Consider the following 17,705-nt stretch of genomic DNA (forward strand, 5'->3'; position numbering starts at 1 on the left):
ACCTTTCTAGCGCAACGTCTTGAGGTGTTCGCGCTCACGCGGCTCTGCCGTGCGTTCACGGGGCAGCTCACTGGCCGCCTGCGGGCGGCGGGCACGCTCAAAACGGTCAAGACGAGTTTCGCCTGCACTGGTCAGAAGACGCAGCTCATCGGCCAGAGCGCGCGCCTCCCGTGTGCGGTGCTCCAGCACCTCGCCGGTCTCTTTCGAGGCCCGGTCCAGTGCGGCGAGGCCAGCGCGCGCGCGGTCCACCGCATCATTGAGCGCAGATACCGTCTCTTTGAGCCCGTCCTGCCCGTCGCGCAGGGCTTTGAGCCGCCGGTCGACGCGCCAGCACATCACCGCAGCGCCTACCAGAAGGACACCGATCAGGGCTTCAAACAGGAAGGCGGCCATACTCATGAGAACCTCGTCAGGGTGCGCCGCGCGGCGGGTGTCAGCGGCGAATCAAGGCGCACAGCCACGTTATGGGCCAGGCGGCCCATGCGCCCGCGCGTCAGCGGAATGGTGCCGCAGCGCAGCTCAACGGCGCTATCGGGTCCGGCATCAAGCATAATCGTGTCGCCGACCTGAAGTTTCATGATCTCGCCAAGGGGCCGCTGCAATTCGTCAACGACGGCGTGAACCTCCATCTGCGTGGACCACAGCTCGGTTGCGAGGTGGCTTTCCCAGATATTGTCCCGTCCGAACTTCTCCCCCATGAATTGCTGGAGGAGCATTTTGCGGATGGGTTCAAGCGTCGCATAGGGAAGAAGAAGCTCGATTCGCCCGCCGCGGTCCTCCATATCGATGCGCAGCTTGACGAGAATGGCTGCATTGGCCGGCCGGGCGATGGCGGCAAAGCGCGGATTGGTCTCCACCCGGTCGAGGGTGAAGTCCACTTCGGTCAGCGGCGCAAACGCCTGCTTGGCGTCGGCCAGCACCACTTCGATCATTCGCTGGACCAGCGTGCGCTCAATGGTCGTGTAGGGCCGCCCCTCGATACGCATGGCGCTGGTGCCGCGACGCCCGCCCAGAAGCACGTCCACCACCGAGTAGATCAGGTTGGAATCGACCGTGAGCAGGCCGTAATTGTCCAGTTGCTGCGCGCGGAACACCGACAGGATGGCGGGCAGCGGGATGGAGTTGAGATAGTCGCCAAACCGGATGGAGGAGATATTGTCGAGGCTCACCTCCACGTTGTCGGAGGTGAAATTGCGCAAAGATGTCGTCATCAGCCGCACAAGGCGGTCAAAGACGATTTCCAGCATGGGCAGGCGCTCATAGGAGACGAGCGCGGAATTGATGATAGCGCGGATGCCCGAGCGCTCGGCCCCGTCCTCGTCCGACACCGAGAAGCCCAGAAGGCTGTCGATCTCGTCCTGGTTGAGGATACGCTCAGGGCCTTGCGCACCCTGCTGGGGCAGGAAGGTCTCGCCATCGGCACCGACCATGGCCTCCCATTCAGACGCAAGCGCATCCGAACCGGCAGCATCAAAGTCGGGCTGCTCGGCGCTGGCGGCCGCTTCCCATTCAGCGGCCAAGGCTTCCTGATCTACATCACTCATCGCGCAATCCGGTCTTTATCTCTTCGTGTGAACGGGCTGTATCAGGTCTGGGTTATCAGGATTTCGGTCAGCAGGACGCGGTCCACCTGGGCAGGCGCAATCGCCAGATTGGTCCGGCGCAGCAATTCCAGACGCAGGCGGTGCTGGCCGGCAGACCCGGCAATATCGTCAGGGGTCAGCTCGCGCAGGAAGCCCTGATACTGGTCGAGAATGCGCTGCATCCCCGCCTGCAGGGCCAGCTCCACCGCCGGATCAGTGAACTCGAAACTCACTTTCAGCGTCAGGATCGGCCGCGTATTGCCCGAGCCGGAAATCTGCACGACCAGCGGCTGCTCGATTTCAAAGCTGTGCACGTCCGGCCTGATATCAGCCATCTCGGCCTCATCCTCGCCATCCAGCGCCTCGTCCTCATCGCCGCCGCCAAACAGGAAGAGCCCGCCTGCCACCAGCGCCAGAATGAGGATGATGGCCGGCAGGCCGATGAACAGCGCCAGTTTCTTGATATCAAGCTTTGATTTGCCTTCGCCTTCGCCCTCGGCATTTTCGCCGTCGGCCAGGTCTTCGTTTTCGTCGTTTTCTTCGGCCATGATGATCCCGCCAGATCGCACTGATTCACGCTTCATCAAGGATTAGGGGGCGTCCCGGTTAACGATCCGTTGGGAAAGTCTCCCGATAGGCAGTTTTTTCCGCATTGAACTGCATTGCCTGCCGGGCTTGGCGGGCCTTGCCGCACGCCCCTCAATGTAACCCATTGTAATTAATTGAAATTAACCATGGCACGGCCCTTGCGATGACCCGGCCAGCGCGACTGGCAAAAGTCCGGTCGTACGCGGCACACGGCCAGAAAGGGCGAGGACGGCGCGATGGACAACATGATGATGATAGGTCTGAGCCAGCAGCAGGTGCTGCGCCGGGCTATGGACATCACTGCCAACAATATCGCGAACGTTTCGACGGCCGGGTTCAAGGCCGAGCAATTGCTGGTCGAAGCGGAACCCTATACCCGCGCCCGCGCCGAAGATGGCCCTGCCCGCCTGAACTATGTCGCCGAGTGGGGCATGGGCCGCGATTTCAGCCAGGGCTCGCTGGAGCAGACCGGGCGGTCGCTGGACGTTGCCATCACCGGCGATGGCTTCTTCACGATTGATACCCCGCAAGGAGAGCGCTTTACCCGCGATGGCCGGTTCTCCATGGATGCCGCTGGCACCCTCACTTCGGCCAATGGCTCGCCCGTGCTGGGCGAAGGCGGCGCACCCATCACCATCGACCCGGAAGCCGGGCCTGTCACGATCCTTGCCAATGGCGAGGTCAGCCAGGACGGGCTTGTCGCGGGCCGCATCGCCATTACCCGGTTTGAGGATAATGGCCTGCTCTCCAAGATTGGCGACAATCTCTACACCGCCCCTGAGGACGCGCCGCGCGAACTGGTGTTCGAACCGGCCATCCGGCAGGGGTTTGTCGAAAGCTCCAACGTGCGCCCCATCATGGAGATCACCTCCATGATGGAAGTGTCGCGCGCCTACACATCCGTTACCCGCATGCTCCAGCAGGCCGACGAGCTCAGCCGCAAGGCCATCGAGCGTCTTGGCCGGCCCGGCTAGTGAATTACTGACAAGGAAACCCAACTGATGCGCGCACTGTCTACCGCCGCCACCGGAATGGAAGCCCAGCAGCTCAATGTCGAGGTGATCGCCCACAACCTCGCCAACATGAACACGACCGCCTTCAAGCGGCAGCGCGCCGAGTTTCAGGATCTGCTCTACCAGAATATGGGCCAGGTCGGGGCCGCCAGCTCTGACGCAGGCACCATCGTGCCGACCGGCCTGCAGATCGGTCTGGGTGTGCAGGCTGGCTCGGTCTACCGCATCACCGAGCAGGGCAGCCTCTCCCAGACCGGCAATGAGCTGGATCTGGCGATTTCAGGGCGCGGCTATTTCCGCATCGAGCTGCCCAATGGCGGCGAAGCCTATACCCGCTCAGGCAGCTTCTCGCGCAGTCCGGAAGGCCAGCTTGTCACCTCTGACGGCTATCTGGTCATGCCGGGCATCGCGATTCCCGAAGAGGCGCGCCGGGTGGACGTCAATCAGCAGGGCCAGGTCCAGGTGATGATGGACGGCGATGCCGAGCCTCAAATCCTCGGCCAGCTGGAGCTTATCACCTTTGCCAACGAGGCCGGCCTTGAGGCGGCAGGCGACAATCTTTACCTCGAAACCGCCGCCTCCGGCGCGGCCAATGTCGGCGTACCCGGCCAGCCGGGCTTCGGCATCATCCGGCAGGGTTTCGTGGAAACCTCCAATGTCGACGCCGTCACCGAAATCACCGCGCTGATCCGCGCCCAGCGGGCCTACGAGATGAATGCCCGCGTCATCAGCGCCGCCGACGAAATGCTCGCCGCTTCTGCAAACCTCCGCTAGCCCACACCTGCAAGGCAAGGATAGCCGCCATGATGCGCATGCTCACCGCCGCCCTGATCCTCGCGATCCTCGGCACCGCCTATGCCGACGCCCAGCAGAACGTGCTTTTGCGCGAGCGGGTGGTGGTCGAGGGGGCCGTCGTCACGCTGGGCGATCTGTTCGAAGGGGTCGAGGGCGAGGCGGCGCAGGTCACGCTGGCACGCGCGCCGCAGCCCGGCGCACGCACCTTCCTGGACCCGGCCTGGGTCAGCCGTCAGGCCAGCCGCAACGGGCTGGAATGGGCGAACGCCACCGGTATTGAACGCGTTGCCGTGCAGCGCGCCTCGCAAAGCCTGTCGGCGGGCGATATTGCCGAGCTGATTGCCGCGCACATGTACCGGGAGACCGGACGCAGCCATGAAGTCACCCTGTCCAACCGCATGGTGTCCATCCACGCGCCGATCGATGCCGCCGCAGCGCCAGAGATTGTCCGTCTGGAGCTGGATGGCCGCACCGGGCCGTTCCGCGCCGAAATCCGCAGCCATGAGGGCGGCGATCCTGTCACCGTGACGGGCCGCGCCGACCCGGTGCTGGACGTGCCGGTACTCGCCCGGCCGCTGGCGCGCGGCGAGGTGATCGAGGCAGGCGATATCGAATGGGTGCGCATGCGCTCTGACCGTATCCGCGCCGACGCCGTCACCAGCGAACGCGCCCTTGTCGGTCAGGAAGCGCGCCGCGCCCTGCGGGCCGGTGAAGCCCTGCGCAGCTATGATTTGCGCGAACCTGCTGCCATCACGCGCGGCGAAACGGTGGCGCTGGTCTTCCAGTCCGGCCCGCTGACGCTGACCGCGCGCGCACGCGCTCTTGAAAATGCCGCGCTCGGACAGACCGCGCGCTTTGTGAACCTGCAATCGAACCGCACCATTGAAGGTGTGGTCGAAGGGCCGGGACGCGTCCGCGTGACGGGTGCCTCCGGCCATATCTTCTAGCCGTCAGGAGACGATCACCATGCCTCATTCACACCTGACGCGCCTTGCCCGCCTTGGCGTCTGTGCGCTGGCCCTGACGGCGATGAGCGCGTGCGCGGTACGTGACCGCGCCAGCTATATCGGCCAGCCGCCGCCCCTGTCTCCCCTTTCGGCGGACGCGGCCATTCGCGGTGTCGGCATTACCGAGCAGCATGGCGGGGCAGGCGAGCGCCAGATGGAGGCCCTGCAGGCCGCTATTGCTGCCCGCCAGAACGATACCGGCAATCTGAACTCGCTGTGGCGGTCGAACTCGTCCACCTTCTTTGGTGATCCGCGTGCGGCGCGTGTGGGCGATATCCTGACCGTCAACATCAATATCGCCGATCGCGCCCAGGTGAATAACCAGACCAACCGCTCACGCGAGACATCCGAACGGGCGGGCATCCCCAATTTCTTCGGCGGGGAAGCAGCGCTTGACGGCTTCTTCAACGACGCCGTCGATCCGGCAAATCTTGTCCGCATGGGGTCAACCAGCTCCACGCGCGGTGCCGGGTCGGTCAACCGCTCCGAGACGATCCGCCTGACGGCTGCCGCCATCGTGGTCGACGTTCTGTGGAACGGAAACATGATCGTGCATGGGCGTCAGGAAGTGCGGATCAATAACGAAGTGCGCGAGCTTCTGATCTCCGGCATTGTGCGCCCGCAGGACATCGCCTCGGACAACACGATCGATCACTCCAAGATCGCCGAGGCGCGCATTTCCTACGGTGGCCGCGGCCATATCTCCGAGATGCAACGCCCGCCAGTGGGGCAGGAAATCTACAACCTGCTCTGGCCCTTCTAGAAGCGCGCCGTAAACCGGAAAACGCTAACACTTTGCTCATCATTCGGCCCCTAGGATAACGCCCGGGCGAAAGCTCGAAGGGGACCGGATGACTGGGCGTTTCTCATATATTACAAGGATGCTGGGGCCGGAGCGGGTGATGTATGTCCGCGCTTTCGGCGTCAACCGGCCCGACATAAGCCGTGACCGTGGCGGCATGCTGCTCGACCGGGTGGCCAGGGGCGGCGTCAACGCCGTTATCTTCGACTACCGGCGCATGCTCTACACCCATGACACCTTCCAGATCGGCACGCTCGCAGGGCGGGTCGCCAGCCGTCTGCCAGCGGGCTTTCCGGTCGCCTATGTGCTCGCCCGCCAGCACACCGGTTTCGTGGTGACACTGATGCGCACGCTGACGCGCAAGGGCATCATCACCGAACCCTTCGCCAGCCACCGCCCGGCCATCGCCTGGGCGAGCGAACAGGTCAGGATCGCGCAGCTTGCCGCCGGCAGTTACCACGAAAGCCCGGTCCTGCATGCCCGCAGCGCCTGATTCAGCAGACCTTGTTGTCGAGAAATTCGAACTGGAGGACGCCAACGTATTCTGCGCCCGCCTGATCGGCATCAATCGGGTGAAGGACAGTCTTGGCAATGCCGAACGGCTTTCGCAGCGCGTGGTGCGCGAGGGGCGTGACGCCATCATCCTCGACTACAGCCAGTGCAAGCTGGAGCACAAGCTAGAGGAGTTTGTGAAGGTGGGAGAGGTGTTCGCCCGGCACATGCCGGTGCATGTGCGGATGAGCTATGTCTATGGCCCGTCCAACATGATGCACGCCGTCTATATGACGAAAATGCTCCACAAGGCCGGATTCAAGGCGCGCGCCTTCGACAATTGGGGCGATGCGGAGCGCTTCGCCCGCGGCAACGACTAGCTATCAGTCGTCGCGATGCACCCGCTCTGAGCGCTCATGGCGCTCCTGGGCTTCCAGGCTGAGGGTTGCCACCGGGCGCGCGTCCAGACGGGCCAGTGAAATCGGCTCCCCCGTCTCGTCGCAATAGCCGTAAGTGTCTTCCTCTATCCGGCGCAGGGCCGATTCGATCTTGGCGATCAGCTTGCGCTGGCGGTCGCGGGCGCGAAGCTCCAGCGACCGGTCTGTCTCGGTGGATGCGCGGTCAGCCAGATCGGGCAGTGCGCCGATATCTTCCTGCAGGGCGTAGAGCGTGGTCTTGCTCTCCCGCAGGATCTCGTCTTTCCACGCCATCAGCTTGCGGCGGAAATATTCTTTCTGCCGGGGATTCATGAAGTCTTCGTCCTCGCTGGGACGATACCCCTCAGGCAGCTCTATCTTGGATTCAAACGCGCTCATACGACCGCCTCCATGACGCTCACGCCCCTGCCCATGAGCGCGGCGGAGAATATCGGCGCAACTCATCAAGTCAACGACGCATGACCGTTACACCGCAAGTTTGGTGCCAATAGGATTAGATAAAGACTTTCAAGAGGTAACTGGCCACGCATTGGCCATTCAGGCGTCGTATTTGGCCAGTTCGACCGCTGCGCGCGTCTCAACTTCGTCCAGCATGGCTTCCAGACGCGGGTCGGACACCGACTCGCGGCGGGCCTTGAGCACGTCCATGAGGCGGACGAGCTTGGAGCGCGGCACGCCGCCTTCGAGCAGCGCGATTTTCAGATCGTCGAGCACATCCAGCAGGGTGAAAGCGCGCTCGGTGGCACGCTGGCGCGCACCGGCCTCATCATGGTCGCCCTGCAGCGCCAGAAGCGCCTCGACCGATCCGACCGATGCGACCGGTCCGGTGCCAGCAACGCTGGAGGGAGCGGGGGATGGCGCCGGTGAGGCAGGCGCGAAGCTGCCAGACCCGCCTTGCGTGCGGCTGGTGCGCTTCGGGGCGCTGGTGCTCTGGGTCCCGCCAGGACCGGTGATCTTCATCGGTCGAGCCTCTTCGACAGGTTCATAAGACGCAAATTGCTTAAGCTTGTTTAACAGACCCTTAAACCGCTTCGCGCGCCCGGCAAAATCTTCCCGGCAGTACGCGCGCCGTCATGGTTTTGCCGCCCGCCTGGAAAAGCGGCCTCTTATATATCAGTGCATTAGCGCTACTGAAGCTGGCACGCATTTCGCATGGTTAACGTGCGAACAGACACCCAGGCGGAGAACCGCACCCGATGATGATCCGGATTATCACTGCCCTTGCCCTCGGCCTGGCGCTCTGCGCGCCGGTTCACGCCAATCCGCGTATCAAGGACATTGCCGATATCGAGGGCGTCCGGGACAACCAGCTGGTTGGCTATGGCCTCGTGGTGGGTCTCGACGGTTCGGGCGATACGCTGCGCAATTCGGCGTTCACCCGCCAGTCGCTGAACTCGCTGATGGAGCGCTTCAACGTCAATATCCGCGATGCGGACCTGCGCACAGGCAATGTCGCCGCCGTGCTGGTGACGGCGCATCTGCCGCCGTTTGCCACGCAAGGTTCACGCATGGATGTCACCGTGTCGGCCATGGGCGATGCCAGCAGCCTGCAGGGCGGCGTCCTGATCGCCACACCGCTGATGGGCGCTGACGGACAGGTGTACGCGGTGGCGCAAGGCTCCATCGCGGTAGGCGGGTTCACCGCGCAGGGCGCAGGTGCCAGCATCACACGCGGCGTGCCGACCAATGGCCGCATCTCCAACGGCGCGATCATCGAGCGCGAGTTGCGTTTTGATCTCGCGAGCCGCGACGAAATCCGCCTTGCCCTGCGTAATCCCGATTTCACCACAGCGCGCCGCATGGCCGACGCCATCAACGCCTATATCGGCACCGGCACCGCCCATGCCAGCGATCCGGCAACCGTGGTGGTCAGCCGCCCGGCGAGCTTCCGCGGCGATATGGTCGGTCTGGTGGCCGATGTGGAGCAGCTGCGCGTTGCCGCCGATATGCGCGCCCGCGTGGTCATCGATGAGAGCACCGGCACCATCGTGATGGGCGAGAATGTGCGCGTCTCCACCGTGGCCATCGCGCAGGGCAATCTCACCATCACCGTCAGCGAGACCCCGATTGCCAGCCAGCCGGGCGCCTTCTCCGAAGGCGAAACCGTGGTTCTGCCGCGCACACAGGTTACCGCCGAGGAAGACTCCATGCAGCTGGGCGTGCTGCAGGGCACAGTGTCCTTGCGCGAGCTGGTGGACGGGCTGAACGCGTTGGGCGTCTCGCCGCGAGACATGATCACGATTTTGCAGACCATCAAGGCGGCAGGCGCACTGCAGGCCGAGATCGAGGTGCTGTGATGGATGATTTCCTCGCCAGTCAGGTTCAGGGCGCTTTTCAGACCCGCGAACCCTCCCTGCCCGGCACGGGCGGCATTACCAATGCCGAACAGGCGCGCCAGGTTGCCGAGGAGTTCGAGGCGGTCTTCCTTGCCCAGCTCGTGGAACAGATGATGGGCGAGAGCACACAGAGCGAGATGTTTGGCGGCGGCGCGGGCGAGAGCGCCTTCCGGGGCATGCTCAATGAGGAATACGCCAAGGTGATGGCGCGCGCAGGCGGGATTGGCCTTGCTGATGATCTGGCCCGCGAGATTCTGCGCCTTCAGGAAGCAGGAGCACGCTAATGAGTGAACTGGCCGCGAAAACCCCTGCCGAGCGCGCTGCCATGCTGGTCCGCCTGACCGCGCGCCTGACCGAGCTGTTTGACACCGAGACGACCCATTTCGAGGCGCGCCAGCCGCACAAGGCTTTCGATCTGCAGGACGAGAAGATGCAGCTGGCCAATATCTACCGGCGCGAAACCCAGCTCGCCGCCAGCGATCCGGAGCGTCTTGCGGGGCTGGAACCGGCGCTCAAGGCGTCCTTGCGGGCAAATGTGGAGAAGCTCGACGCCGCTGTGCAGCGCAATGGCGTTGTGGTCGAAGCGCTCAAAGACATTACCGAAGGGCTGGTAAAGTCCATCGCCGACGAAGCTGTCCGCCAGAAGGCGCAGAATGCTGGCTACGGCCCGCAATCGGCACGCGCAAGCCAGATCGGCGCGATAGCCGTCAACCAGAGCGCCTGAAGACCGGTAGCCTCAACTCGGAGGGGCTAGCCGCTCCACTGCCTCACTGCGCGACAGGCCGGCAATACGCACCGTCTTTATCCGCGCGGTATGACCTGAAACCAGCTCCAGCGCGGATTTCGGCACGCCCAGCGTTTTGGCCAGCAATTTGAGAACAGCCATATTGGCCGCGCCCTTGTCCGGCACGGCGCGCACGCGGATTTTCAGATGAGCCAGCCCGTCGGCGCGGATCTCCACGCCCTCTATCGTGTCTCTGGAGGCGTTCGGCGTAACACGAAGGCGAAGGATTGCTCCTTCGCCTTCATCACTTATCCAGTCTGCGTTCAAGGCGCTCAGGCCGGGCCGGGCTTGGGCTCCATGCCGCCGGGCGCGGACACTTCATCCTCGTCCTCGTCATCGATGACCGGGACCGCGCTATCGGGCGTGGTCGGGCCTTCGCCCTTGGCGGGAATATCGGTATTGCGCACAGGCGGCTTGCCATTGAGCAGATCGTTGATCTCTTCGCCGGACAGCGTCTCGTATTCGAGCAGGCCCTGCGCGATGGCTTCCCAGTCCTTGTTGTACTCGGTGAGGATGCGGCGCGCCTCGTTAAGGCCGCCTTCGACCAGACCCTTCACCTCACGCTCGATCTTGGCCGCCGTCTCGGCAGACACGGTGCGCGATTGCTGCACCAGTTGCTGGCCGAGGAACACATCGCCCTGATTGTCGGCATAGTCGATGGGTCCGAGCTCGTCGGAGAAGCCCCATTGGGTGACCATGGCGCGGGCAAGGCGCGTGGCCTGCTGGATGTCGCTGGCCGCGCCGGACGTCACATTGTCCTTGCCGAATTTCAGCTCCTCGGCAATGCGCCCGCCCATCATGATGGCCAGACGGCTGGTCATTTCCTGATGGGTCATGGACAGCTTGTCGCCCTCGGGCAGCTGCATCACCATGCCGAGCGCACGCCCGCGCGGAATGATCGTCGCCTTGTGGACCGGATCAGCGGCAGGCACGCGCAGCGCCACGATGGCGTGACCGGCCTCGTGATAGGCGGTCAGCGTCTTTTCCTTCTCGCCCATGACCATGGAGCGGCGCTCCGGCCCCATCATCACCTTGTCCTTGGCCTCTTCGAACTCGGCCATGGAGACCAGGCGGCGATTGCGGCGCGCAGCCAGCAGGGCCGCCTCGTTGACGAGGTTGGCAAGGTCCGCGCCGGAAAAACCCGGCGTGCCGCGCGCGATCACTTTGGGATCGACATCAGCGGCCAGCGGCACGTTGCGCATATGGACTTTGAGGATTTTCTCGCGGCCCGTGATGTCCGGGTTCGGCACCACGACCTGACGGTCGAAACGGCCCGGACGGAGCAGGGCGGGATCGAGCACGTCAGGGCGGTTGGTCGCCGCGATGAGGATGATGCCCTCATTGGCTTCAAACCCGTCCATCTCGACGAGAAGCTGGTTGAGGGTCTGCTCGCGCTCATCATTGCCGCCGCCAAGGCCGGCACCGCGTGAGCGGCCCACCGCGTCGATCTCGTCGATGAAGATGATGCATGGCGCGTTCTTCTTGGCCTGCTCGAACATGTCACGCACGCGGCTGGCACCGACGCCGACAAACATCTCCACGAAGTCCGAGCCGGAAATGGTGAAGAAGGGCACGCCCGCCTCACCGGCGACGGCGCGCGCGGTCAGCGTCTTGCCGGTACCCGGAGGGCCGATCAGCAGCGCGCCTTTGGGGATCTTGCCGCCCAGACGCTGGAATTTGGAGGGGTCTTTGAGAAATTCGACGATCTCGGAAAGTTCTTCCTTGGCCTCGTCAATGCCCGCCACATCATCGAACGTGACCCGGCCGGTTTTCTCGGTCAGGAGCTTGGCCTTGGACTTGCCAAAGCCCATCGCGCCTTTGCCGCCGCCCTGCATCTGGCGCATGAAGAAAATCCACACCCCGATCAGCAGCAGCATCGGGAACCAGCTCAGCAGGATGCCAAAGAGGTTCATGCCGCCTTCGGCCGGCGCGCGCGCGGTGATCTGGACATTGTTTGAGCGCAGCGCATCGGTAACGCGCGCATCGGCAGGCACTTCGGTGCGGAAAGCCTGTCCGCCGCTCAGCTCGCCCGTGATGGACTGGCCTTCGATCGTGACCTCGCGGACGCGGCCCGCCTCCACATTATCCATGAACTGGGTGTAGGTAAGCTCATTGGTCTGCGCGGCCGGGCGCGGCCCCTGAAGGATGTTGAACAGGGCAACCAGCAGAACCAGCAGGATCGCCCACACCATAATATTACGCAAATTCATCAACTTACCTTTCGCCGGGCCTGCATGCCCGCTTCAAGTCCGGTAGCCTTTGCATCAGACGCATTTACGTCTGGCGCAAAAGCGCTGTCTTCCATATTGGACGGCGTACGCGTTTTCGCCAGCCCTGCGCGGCCAGCTGCCGCACATCATACACTGTTTTCGCCTGCCGTGCCGTTTGCGGACACACCCAGCAATCCCTCCAGCCGGTCTGCAATCAGTGCGCCAGCCGCGCCGTCTCCCGGCGGCGTCTCCAGCCCGGTAATCACGCTGCGCCCTTCGCTCTCGATAACCGCCAGAGATGGCCGCAATCGGGCAGGCACGCCCTCCACGACGCGGTTTCGCTCCAGCAGAGGTTTCACGGTCAGGGGCGCGGAGCCTGCGCATACCAGCATCCGGCCGTCGAACACGCCGCAATCACCCGGTTTTACATGCAGCGCGTCAACGCCCCGGCGTCCATCGGCGCGCCCCGCCACAGCGCCCGGATCACGCCCGATCACGCCCTCACGCGTCAGCAATACGCCCGCACCGCTGAACGCGCGGCCCGCCTGCAATGCGTCCAGCAGGCCGGTGACATTATCCGGCCCCGGCATGGCCTGTTCGCCGCTTACCGCCAGTATCAGCGCCTCGCACGCCCGTAAGCCCGCCTCGCGCGGGGCAGCGGCCAGAAGCGCGCCATCCAGCGCTGCGCCGCCCCAGGGCAGGATATCGGCGATAGCGGCCAGCAGCTGGCGCGCTGCGCGGCGTGACGCCCGGTCTGCCGCCAGCGCCGCATCGTTGAGCGCAAGAAGCCTCCGCCCCGCCTGGCTGGCGGGCAGCGGCGCAGCGGCCCGGATGCGGACCCGCTCGAACGCGCGATTGGCGTTGGAGGGGTCGTCCACCCAGTCCACGCCTTCACGTTTGAGATAGTCGCGCAAGGCCGCCCGCGATGCACGCACCAGAGGACGCGCCAGGCGTATGCCCCGCCCCTGCGGCCAGGCGGGGCTGGGACCAGACTCTCCCATCGCGGCAAGTGCGCGCCAGCCAGCGGCGGGACGCGACAGGCGCATCAGCAGCGTTTCGATAACATCGTCTGCGGTGTGCGCGAGAAACAGGCTGCTTGCGCCAAGCTGACGCGCAGCATCAGCCAGAAGCCCATGGCGCGCGCGCCGGGCAGCGCCCTGTCCGGGGGCGGGTGCATTCCAGACGAGAATGTACGCTTTTGCACCCAGCGCCTCGGCCCGCTGAGCCACCAGAGCGGCTTCATCTGCGCTCTCCGGCCGCAGACGATGATCTACGATGAGGGTATGAAGTTCGCGGCCTGAACGCGCGGCCTCGCCCGCCATCAGGCAGGCCAGCGCCATGGAATCGCCCCCACCCGACAGAGCCAGCACAAGCGGACCTGCCGGGCACAGGCGCGAAACCGCGCGTGCGCCGCCAGTAAGGTCAGGCTCTAGCGGCACCCTGCCCGCGAACGCTCCCGCTCGGCGCGCTGGCGCGCATCCGCGCCGGCATTGGGATACTCCTGAGAGAAGGAGCCGAGCACGTTGCAGGCGGCTGCCCGCTGATCCATCGCCGCCAGTGATGCGCCCAGACGCACCAGCGCATCGGGTCCGCGCTCACCGCGCCGGTCCGCGCGCAGCGAGGACATATAGGCGTCTGCCGCATCCTGATAATCACCTTGGGCAAAATGGGTTTCACCCAGCCAGTACCAAGCCTGACCGGTCATCGGATGCCCGGAATGCACCTCGACAAAGCTGGCAAAACGTTCCTGCGCACCGGCAAAATCACCATCGAGAAGGCGCGAGCGCGCACGCGCAAACGCTTCATCTGGGTCAGAGGGGGCAGAGGCCGCTTCGCGGCTGGCGGATTCTGTGGCACCGGAAGACGCGGCCGCAGCCTCCGCATCTGCACGTGTGGCCGGCAGATTGCTGCCCTGAAGGCTCAGGGGCCGCGTCGCGGCGGCACGCGCATCCGCATGGGGGTCGTCCGGATCGGTGACGGCCAGTTCGCCATCCTCGCCGGACAAAAGGCGGCGCATGGCGGTGTTGAGCCGGTCAACTTCCTGACGCAGGCGCCGGTTCTCGAAGGTCAGCGTTTCCAGCTCACCGGTCAGGGAGCGCTGCTCACGCTCCAGCGCCTCGACGCGCATCATCAGGCTCTCGGCCACCGGATCACCGGCAAGCGATTGCTGCTCCATCTCGTTCAGGCGCGCCTCTATGGCGTCCATGCGCATCGTCAATGCCCGGCTGGACTGGGCATGGGCCGTCCCCGCAAGGAGACCAAAGCCAATCAGGAGAGAAACGAGCCAGCGCATGCCATCACCTCTGGAAAACAAAACCCATCACCAACTGGAATCGCGCGTCAACCGCGCCCGGTCAAGGGCCAAGCCTGACGAATGCAAGGGGCGAAATTGCGGCATGGCCTGTCGGACCCGGCCGGTCTGCGCCCCTGCAGGCAGGCCCCGGACATAATAAAGGCTCGCCAGCATGACCGGATGATCATGCCGGCGAGCCTTTAAGCTCCGCAGTGGCAACGGGATTACCCGTTGACTAGGACACCGCGCCAGACGTCACGACAGTGATGCTGTTCCGGTTCTGGGCCCAGCACGATTCCGTGGACTGGGTGCAGGACGGACGCTCTTTGCCGTAAGAGACTGTCGAGATGCGCGAGGCGTCGACGCCCTGGCTGACCAGGAAGTCACGCACCGAGTTTGCACGGCGAGCACCAAGCGCGAGGTTGTACTCACGCGTACCGCGCTCGTCGCAATTACCGGCGACGAGGATGCGGGTGCCGGGGTATTGGGCAAGCCACGCAGCCTGACGGCGCAGGGTTTCGCGCGAGGCGTTGTCCAGGTCGAAGCGGTCGAGACCGAAGAAAACGCGGTCGCCCGCATTTTGTTCGAAGTCCGCGATCGAACCGGGCACAGGGCCGGTGGTGCGGGTGTCGGTGGCGCCGCCAGTATTGGTTTCCGGCACGACCGGGGTTTCATCCGGGCGGCTGGCGCAGGCGGTTACGAGAAGGCTGCACGCTGCCAGAGCAGCGAACGGAGCGAGTTTCATCGGAGCTAAGTCCCTCAATAGTGTCCGTGCAGCACGCCTGCACGGCCTGTTCCTCCATACACCACATTCGAAGGCAAATCGATATGGGTGTGCGAACTATTTTCTGCTGCCAGATCAGTCCAGCAGTGGCGACCAGGCAGCATCGGACGCGGCTCCCTGGGTGGGCAGCCGGCGCAGGTTGAACCCGCCCAGATCCACGCTCCAGATCGCGTAGCGCGTCCCGGTCGTGGAATAGTCGCCACGCGTAAACAACAGCATGCGGCCATTGGGCGACCAGGCAGGTGTATCTACAAAATACCCGTCATAGAGAATTCGTTCCTCGCCAGAGCCATCGGCACGCATCACGCCCAGCGAGAACATCGAGCCCTGCTGCTTGATGAAGGCGATCAGATCACCGCGCGGCGACCAGACCGGGCTGGTATAGCGGCCCGGACCGAAGCTGATCCGGCGCTGGTCGGTGCCATCAGCGTTCATCACATAAATCTGCGGCTGACCCGAACGGTTTGAGGCAAAGGCGATCTGGCGGCCATCGGGCGAATAGGTCGGCTCGGTGTCATCGGACGGATTGCTGGTCAACTGGCGCAGCGCGCGCGTGCGCAGGTCGAATCCGTACAGATCATGGCGGCCGCGGCGCTCAACCGACATCACAAGCTCGCGCCCATTGGGGTGGAAGCGCGCAGACAGGGATTGGCCGCCGCCGGTGATGGCTGCGTTGCTGCTGTCGAACAGCGCTTCCTGACGGCCGGTCTGCAGATCGTAGAGATAGCTGGTCGCCTGCAGGTCACGGAATGAGACATAGGTGATCTGCTGGCTGGTCGGCGAGTAGTTCGGCAGGAGCGCCATATAGGAGCGGTCAGTCAGGAAGGAGGGATTGGCCCCGTCCTGATCCATGATGACCAGGCGGCGCGTCGGCTCGCCATCGGGGCCCTCGCCTTCGGACACATAGACAATGCGCGTGTCGAAAAAGCCGCTCTCGCCGGTCAGCCGCTCATAGACCGCGTCGGAGACCTTGTGAGCGAGGCGGCGCCAGTTTTCCGGCACGGAGGTGAACTGCATGCCCAGAAGCTGTTGCTCGGCAGCGGTGTCCCAGAGGCGGAAAGCCACCAGCAGCCGGCCCTGATCGTCAATGCTGACCCGGCCCACCAGAAGGGCGGAGGCATTGATGAGCCGCCAGTCGGCAAAACGGGGCCTGAGATCGATATTGGTGATGTCCTCGATAAAGGCGTCCTGGGAAACCGGCGCAAACAGGCCCGAATTGGCCAGGTTATTGGTCACCACCCGCGCAATGTCGGCGCCCGTCTCGGCGCTTTGCGTATCCTGCGCGATGAAGTCGGTAATCGCGATCGGGAAGGGATCGACATTGCCGTCCGTGACGGTAACGACAAGCGGGCTGCCCGATTGGGCGAAAGCAGGCGCCGCAAGCGCTGCAATCATGGCGAACATGGCGGCTAGGCGGGCCAGAAAACGCATCTGTTAGCTCCTGTCGTTCAGGCGGGGTTAGGACCTGCACTCATAAAGGTTTCGGGCGTGACGCGTAGCAGATTTCGCGCCTGAAAAGGAGAGACGATCGCCGTGGAGCACTCCTCCACAAGAACGGCTCGACGCCGTCAGGGGGGAAATCTGCCGCGCCCCGAAGGGGTATGGCGAAAATCGCCCACTATTACGTCGCAGTCCCTCGAAAGGGGACGGCCCTTCCGTCGGGCCTGCTCCTGATATTGAACGATTTTCACCCATATCACGCTCCAAACCCTTTATGAGTGCAGGTCCTACCACACTATCGATTTGACGGATGGAAATTGACCGTAATGCGGCGCCATTGCTGATACTGGCCGGCGGGCATGGTGTAGGGCGCACATTCGATGACGGCGCGCACAGCCCGCTCACCGGCAAGGCGCATATAGGGGTTGGGCGAACCCAGCACGCGGTTGGCATCTACCAGCCTCGGCGGCGCGCTCAAGGACCCGTCACGCTCCAGCTGCACCTCTACCGATACCCGCAAGGAGGCAGGGTCCGGCGCATCGGAGGGCTCACGCCAGCAGCGCGAGGTCTGGCTGCGGAAGAGATCGGACATGGTAGCCGTCATCGCCGTTCCGGCCCCGGCACCCTGGCGGGTTTCACCCTCGTCGGCGGGACGGTTCTGCGCGCTCTGTTGGCGGGAGCGGTCTACAAGGCTGGAGAGCGCATCGAGATCAAGCCCCTGCTGCTGTTGCGGCTGGGGACGCGGCTGCGGGCGCTGCGGCTCTGGCCGGGGTTCAGGCTGGGGCGGAACGGGCTCGGGTTCCGGCTCGCGCACAGGTTCCGGCTCGGGCTCGGGTTGCGGCTCTTCGGTGGGCGGCAGCGGAATGGGTTCGGGCTCGGACACCTGCGGCTCAGGCTCTGGTTCGGGCGCTACCGGCTGCGGGCGCTCGATGACTTCCGGTTCGGGTTCCGGGCGCGGTTCGGGCGCGGCCGCGCGTATATTGGTCGTGTCGGCCAGCGTTACCAGCTCGACGGGAACCAGCACGCTCTCACTGTCGAGCTGGCTGGCGGAACGGGGGAAATAGATGAACGCGCTCGCAAACAGCGAGAGGTGCAGCACCAGCGATAGGATGAAGCTGGCAAACGAGCGCATGACGCTTAA

Annotated in this window: 21 protein-coding genes; 9 read left to right on the forward strand and 12 right to left on the reverse strand. The window is 64.3% G+C overall.

From position 1 onward, the window contains the following. Positions 1-6 precede the first annotated feature (6 nt). From ACQ5ID_RS10410 to ACQ5ID_RS10420, 3 genes are read right to left on the reverse strand one after another with little or no spacing between them, the layout of a single operon-like run. Positions 7-399 (reverse strand): DUF6468 domain-containing protein, encoded by a 393-nt coding sequence (locus ACQ5ID_RS10410; RefSeq protein WP_429912390.1) that lies wholly within the window; start codon positions 397-399, stop codon positions 7-9. Then, the gene (gene fliM, locus ACQ5ID_RS10415; RefSeq protein ID WP_429912391.1) at positions 396-1,544 is read right to left on the reverse strand and encodes a flagellar motor switch protein FliM; all 1,149 of its coding nucleotides are present in this window, start codon (positions 1,542-1,544) and stop codon (positions 396-398) included. The genes ACQ5ID_RS10410 and fliM overlap by 4 nt, the downstream gene beginning before the upstream one ends. A gap of 41 nt (positions 1,545-1,585) precedes the next feature. After that, positions 1,586-2,131, reverse strand: a complete 546-nt coding sequence (locus ACQ5ID_RS10420; RefSeq protein WP_429912392.1) for a flagellar basal body-associated FliL family protein — start codon at positions 2,129-2,131, stop codon at positions 1,586-1,588. Between the two features lie 288 nt (positions 2,132-2,419). Here ACQ5ID_RS10420 and flgF point away from each other — a divergent pair, with 288 nt between their 5' ends. The 6 genes from flgF to ACQ5ID_RS10450 all read left to right on the forward strand — a co-directional run bounded on the left by flgF (position 2,420) and on the right by ACQ5ID_RS10450 (position 6,660). Further along, entirely contained in the window at positions 2,420-3,145 is a 726-nt protein-coding gene (gene flgF, locus ACQ5ID_RS10425; protein WP_429912393.1) for a flagellar basal-body rod protein FlgF, read from the forward strand. Between the two features lie 27 nt (positions 3,146-3,172). Continuing rightward, entirely contained in the window at positions 3,173-3,958 is a 786-nt protein-coding gene (gene flgG, locus ACQ5ID_RS10430) for a flagellar basal-body rod protein FlgG (RefSeq protein WP_371392363.1), read from the forward strand. A 29-nt stretch (positions 3,959-3,987) separates the two neighbouring features. Continuing rightward, a complete protein-coding gene (flgA, locus tag ACQ5ID_RS10435) occupies positions 3,988-4,926 on the forward strand; it encodes a flagellar basal body P-ring formation chaperone FlgA (protein ID WP_429912395.1) in 939 nt (312 codons plus the stop codon). 19 nt (positions 4,927-4,945) lie between these two features. Next, the gene (gene flgH, locus ACQ5ID_RS10440) at positions 4,946-5,749 is read left to right on the forward strand and encodes a flagellar basal body L-ring protein FlgH (protein ID WP_429912396.1); all 804 of its coding nucleotides are present in this window, start codon (positions 4,946-4,948) and stop codon (positions 5,747-5,749) included. A 139-nt stretch (positions 5,750-5,888) separates the two neighbouring features. Then, a complete protein-coding gene (locus tag ACQ5ID_RS10445) occupies positions 5,889-6,281 on the forward strand; it encodes a hypothetical protein (protein ID WP_429912397.1) in 393 nt (130 codons plus the stop codon). Then, on the forward strand, positions 6,265-6,660 hold the full coding sequence (locus ACQ5ID_RS10450; RefSeq protein ID WP_429912398.1) for a hypothetical protein: 396 nt from the start codon (positions 6,265-6,267) through the stop codon (positions 6,658-6,660). The genes ACQ5ID_RS10445 and ACQ5ID_RS10450 overlap by 17 nt, the downstream gene beginning before the upstream one ends. Positions 6,661-6,663: 3 nt before the next feature. Here ACQ5ID_RS10450 and dksA read toward each other — a convergent pair whose 3' ends face one another. Both dksA and ACQ5ID_RS10460 read right to left on the reverse strand, forming a co-directional pair. Next, positions 6,664-7,095: an RNA polymerase-binding protein DksA gene (dksA, locus tag ACQ5ID_RS10455; protein ID WP_371392369.1), complete on the reverse strand. Its 432-nt coding sequence runs from the start codon at positions 7,093-7,095 to the stop codon at positions 6,664-6,666. Positions 7,096-7,254: 159 nt separating this feature from the next. Beyond that, a complete protein-coding gene (locus ACQ5ID_RS10460) occupies positions 7,255-7,677 on the reverse strand; it encodes a flagellar assembly protein FliX (protein WP_429912399.1) in 423 nt (140 codons plus the stop codon). A 239-nt stretch (positions 7,678-7,916) separates the two neighbouring features. Here ACQ5ID_RS10460 and ACQ5ID_RS10465 point away from each other — a divergent pair, with 239 nt between their 5' ends. From ACQ5ID_RS10465 to ACQ5ID_RS10475, 3 genes are read left to right on the forward strand one after another with little or no spacing between them, the layout of a single operon-like run. Then, complete coding sequence (locus ACQ5ID_RS10465; RefSeq protein WP_429912453.1) at positions 7,917-9,014, forward strand: flagellar basal body P-ring protein FlgI; 1,098 nt, start codon at positions 7,917-7,919, stop codon at positions 9,012-9,014. Continuing rightward, positions 9,014-9,337 carry a rod-binding protein gene (locus ACQ5ID_RS10470; RefSeq protein ID WP_429912400.1) on the forward strand — a complete coding sequence of 108 codons (324 nt, stop codon included), beginning with the start codon at positions 9,014-9,016 and terminating at the stop codon, positions 9,335-9,337. The genes ACQ5ID_RS10465 and ACQ5ID_RS10470 overlap by 1 nt, the downstream gene beginning before the upstream one ends. Next, entirely contained in the window at positions 9,337-9,777 is a 441-nt protein-coding gene (locus ACQ5ID_RS10475; RefSeq protein ID WP_429912401.1) for a flagellar basal-body protein FlbY, read from the forward strand. The genes ACQ5ID_RS10470 and ACQ5ID_RS10475 overlap by 1 nt, the downstream gene beginning before the upstream one ends. 12 nt (positions 9,778-9,789) lie before the next feature. Here the strand turns inward: ACQ5ID_RS10475 and ACQ5ID_RS10480 are convergent, their stop codons facing one another. From ACQ5ID_RS10480 to ACQ5ID_RS10510, 7 genes are all read right to left on the reverse strand, one after another. Further along, complete coding sequence (locus tag ACQ5ID_RS10480) at positions 9,790-10,104, reverse strand: DUF167 domain-containing protein (RefSeq protein ID WP_429912402.1); 315 nt, start codon at positions 10,102-10,104, stop codon at positions 9,790-9,792. A gap of 5 nt (positions 10,105-10,109) precedes the next feature. Further along, positions 10,110-12,047 carry an ATP-dependent zinc metalloprotease FtsH gene (gene ftsH / locus ACQ5ID_RS10485; RefSeq protein ID WP_429912403.1) on the reverse strand — a complete coding sequence of 646 codons (1,938 nt, stop codon included), beginning with the start codon at positions 12,045-12,047 and terminating at the stop codon, positions 10,110-10,112. Positions 12,048-12,193: 146 nt separating this feature from the next. Then, positions 12,194-13,486 carry a tRNA lysidine(34) synthetase TilS gene (gene tilS / locus ACQ5ID_RS10490; RefSeq protein WP_429912404.1) on the reverse strand — a complete coding sequence of 431 codons (1,293 nt, stop codon included), beginning with the start codon at positions 13,484-13,486 and terminating at the stop codon, positions 12,194-12,196. Continuing rightward, positions 13,477-14,340 (reverse strand): tol-pal system protein YbgF, encoded by an 864-nt coding sequence (ybgF, locus tag ACQ5ID_RS10495; RefSeq protein ID WP_429912405.1) that lies wholly within the window; start codon positions 14,338-14,340, stop codon positions 13,477-13,479. Before ybgF ends, tilS begins: the two co-directional genes overlap by 10 nt. 235 nt (positions 14,341-14,575) lie before the next feature. Continuing rightward, entirely contained in the window at positions 14,576-15,085 is a 510-nt protein-coding gene (pal, locus tag ACQ5ID_RS10500) for a peptidoglycan-associated lipoprotein Pal (RefSeq protein WP_429912406.1), read from the reverse strand. A 114-nt stretch (positions 15,086-15,199) separates the two neighbouring features. Next, the gene (gene tolB / locus ACQ5ID_RS10505) at positions 15,200-16,555 is read right to left on the reverse strand and encodes a Tol-Pal system beta propeller repeat protein TolB (protein ID WP_429912407.1); all 1,356 of its coding nucleotides are present in this window, start codon (positions 16,553-16,555) and stop codon (positions 15,200-15,202) included. A gap of 304 nt (positions 16,556-16,859) precedes the next feature. After that, positions 16,860-17,696, reverse strand: a complete 837-nt coding sequence (locus ACQ5ID_RS10510; RefSeq protein ID WP_429912408.1) for a hypothetical protein — start codon at positions 17,694-17,696, stop codon at positions 16,860-16,862. Positions 17,697-17,705 lie beyond the last annotated feature (9 nt).

The organism is Glycocaulis sp. (assembly GCF_050485565.1).
Classification (GTDB): Bacteria; Pseudomonadota; Alphaproteobacteria; order Caulobacterales; family Maricaulaceae; genus Glycocaulis.

What these genes read in the sequence shown, in the direction of transcription:
- ACQ5ID_RS10410 (WP_429912390.1), bottom strand. Translation starts at nt 399, where the DNA reads ATGAGTATGGCCGCCTTCCTGTTTGAAGCCCTGATCGGTGTCCTTCTG.
- fliM (WP_429912391.1), bottom strand. Translation starts at nt 1,544, where the DNA reads ATGAGTGATGTAGATCAGGAAGCCTTGGCCGCTGAATGGGAAGCGGCC.
- ACQ5ID_RS10420 (WP_429912392.1), bottom strand. Translation starts at nt 2,131, where the DNA reads ATGGCCGAAGAAAACGACGAAAACGAAGACCTGGCCGACGGCGAAAAT.
- flgF (WP_429912393.1), top strand. Translation starts at nt 2,420, where the DNA reads ATGATGATAGGTCTGAGCCAGCAGCAGGTGCTGCGCCGGGCTATGGAC.
- flgG (WP_371392363.1), top strand. Translation starts at nt 3,173, where the DNA reads ATGCGCGCACTGTCTACCGCCGCCACCGGAATGGAAGCCCAGCAGCTC.
- flgA (WP_429912395.1), top strand. Translation starts at nt 3,988, where the DNA reads ATGATGCGCATGCTCACCGCCGCCCTGATCCTCGCGATCCTCGGCACC.
- flgH (WP_429912396.1), top strand. Translation starts at nt 4,946, where the DNA reads ATGCCTCATTCACACCTGACGCGCCTTGCCCGCCTTGGCGTCTGTGCG.
- ACQ5ID_RS10445 (WP_429912397.1), top strand. Translation starts at nt 5,889, where the DNA reads ATGTATGTCCGCGCTTTCGGCGTCAACCGGCCCGACATAAGCCGTGAC.
- ACQ5ID_RS10450 (WP_429912398.1), top strand. Translation starts at nt 6,265, where the DNA reads ATGCCCGCAGCGCCTGATTCAGCAGACCTTGTTGTCGAGAAATTCGAA.
- dksA (WP_371392369.1), bottom strand. Translation starts at nt 7,095, where the DNA reads ATGAGCGCGTTTGAATCCAAGATAGAGCTGCCTGAGGGGTATCGTCCC.
- ACQ5ID_RS10460 (WP_429912399.1), bottom strand. Translation starts at nt 7,677, where the DNA reads ATGAAGATCACCGGTCCTGGCGGGACCCAGAGCACCAGCGCCCCGAAG.
- ACQ5ID_RS10465 (WP_429912453.1), top strand. Translation starts at nt 7,917, where the DNA reads ATGATCCGGATTATCACTGCCCTTGCCCTCGGCCTGGCGCTCTGCGCG.
- ACQ5ID_RS10470 (WP_429912400.1), top strand. Translation starts at nt 9,014, where the DNA reads ATGGATGATTTCCTCGCCAGTCAGGTTCAGGGCGCTTTTCAGACCCGC.
- ACQ5ID_RS10475 (WP_429912401.1), top strand. Translation starts at nt 9,337, where the DNA reads ATGAGTGAACTGGCCGCGAAAACCCCTGCCGAGCGCGCTGCCATGCTG.
- ftsH (WP_429912403.1), bottom strand. Translation starts at nt 12,047, where the DNA reads ATGAATTTGCGTAATATTATGGTGTGGGCGATCCTGCTGGTTCTGCTG.
- ybgF (WP_429912405.1), bottom strand. Translation starts at nt 14,340, where the DNA reads ATGCGCTGGCTCGTTTCTCTCCTGATTGGCTTTGGTCTCCTTGCGGGG.
- pal (WP_429912406.1), bottom strand. Translation starts at nt 15,085, where the DNA reads ATGAAACTCGCTCCGTTCGCTGCTCTGGCAGCGTGCAGCCTTCTCGTA.
- tolB (WP_429912407.1), bottom strand. Translation starts at nt 16,555, where the DNA reads ATGCGTTTTCTGGCCCGCCTAGCCGCCATGTTCGCCATGATTGCAGCG.
- ACQ5ID_RS10510 (WP_429912408.1), bottom strand. Translation starts at nt 17,696, where the DNA reads ATGCGCTCGTTTGCCAGCTTCATCCTATCGCTGGTGCTGCACCTCTCG.